Here is a 1,540-nt window from a genome sequence, read left to right on the forward strand (position 1 = left end):
GTGTACGTCGTCAAGTAAAAGTGGACAAATGGGGTGAAAATGGGAAGAGACAATTCAGTAAATTGTTTCACTCAAATCACCTTGGTTATGTCCAATTCAACCAAAAAATCGCCGGCCAGTCATTCTAAAACGGGCCCGTCAACTTCAGCGGTCTCCGACCGGAAGCCAGCGCTATCCATTATCAAAGACATTCAGCGCCAAACCCGACGGCAATACACTGCTGAAGAAAAAATCCGAATCGTCCTGGAAGGGTTACAGGGGGAACAGTCAGTGGCCGAAATCTGTCGACGTGAAGGACTCAATACTAACGTCTATTACCGGTGGAGCAAAGAGTTCCTCGAAGCAGGCAAAAAACGATTGGCAGGGGATACCACCCGGGAAGCTACCGCCCCCGAAGTGCAATCTATTAAATCCGAAAATGAAGCCCTCAAACAACTGGTGGCCGAACTGAGCCTGGAGAATCGGGTATTAAAAAAAAGCCTTAAGGCCGATGACTAATCCCTTTCATCACATGACTCAGTCCGAGAAAATGGAAATCATTACCCTAGTTGAGCAGTCAACAGTCAGTGCCAAGGCAACTTTGAAAGAGATAGGTATCAATCGCTCAACCTTTTATCAATGGTATAAACGGTATTTAAGTGATGGCTACGATGGCTTGGCGGATCAACCCTATCAACGAACGAGTGGCTGGAACCAACTACCGCCTGCTGAGAAAGGTCGGATTGTTGAATTAGCCCTAGAACGCCCGGATCTCTCCAGTCGCGAACTAGCCTGTTATATCATTGATAATGAGGGTTGGTTTGTGTCGGAGTCGACCGTCTATCGTATTCTGAAAAGTCAGGGCTTGGTAACTACCCCAGCTTATCGACTCATGGAAGCGGCTGACCATTTCTACAATCCTACCACGGCTCCCAATCAGCTTTGGCAAACCGATTTTACCTATTTTAAAATCAAGCACTGGGGCTGGTATTATCTCTCGACGGTGCTGGATGACTACTCACGCTACATCCTGGCCTGGGAGCTATGCCCAGGGATGCAAGCGGTGGATGTGGAGCGAACGGTGCAAGCGGCTCTGCAAGCCAGCAGTTTAAGTTCAGGTCAACGACCTCGTATTCTGTCCGACAATGGCTCAGCTTATGTGTCTCGGTATCTGAAGGAGTATTTGAAAGAGGAAGGCATTGATCATGTTCGCTGCGCTCCCCATCATCCGATGACCCAAGGAAAAATCGAGCGCTATCATCGGTCGATGAAAAATGTCTTGTTATTAGAACACTACTACAGTCCCGATGACTTGAGGAGTCGTCTGACGGAATGGGTGGACTATTACAACCACCAACGCTATCATGAATCCCTGGAAAATACACGTCCAGCGGATGCTTACTGGGGTCGTCAAGACCAGATCCTAGCTGAACGACAAAAAATCAAGCGTTTGTCGATGCTTAAACGCCGGAAAAACCATATTTTTCAGCGTGTACAAAGTGGATAAAAACCTCTCTTCTCTTTTCACCCGCATCTGTCCACTTTTGGTTGACGACGTACA

At 47.7% G+C, this 1,540-nt stretch carries 1 protein-coding gene; it reads left to right on the plus strand.

The features are described 5' to 3' along the window. Positions 1 to 87: 87 nt before the first annotated feature. Positions 88 to 1,486, plus strand: a protein-coding gene (locus FH603_RS28055) for an IS3 family transposase (protein WP_394366424.1) whose coding sequence is annotated in 2 segments (ribosomal slippage) — positions 88 to 491 and positions 490 to 1,486 — 1,401 coding nt in all. Because the reading frame shifts where the segments join, the coding sequence is not laid out codon by codon here. Positions 1,487 to 1,540: the final 54 nt, after the last annotated feature.

The organism is Spirosoma utsteinense (assembly GCF_014282275.1).
GTDB lineage: Bacteria > Bacteroidota > Bacteroidia > Cytophagales > Spirosomataceae > Spirosoma > Spirosoma utsteinense.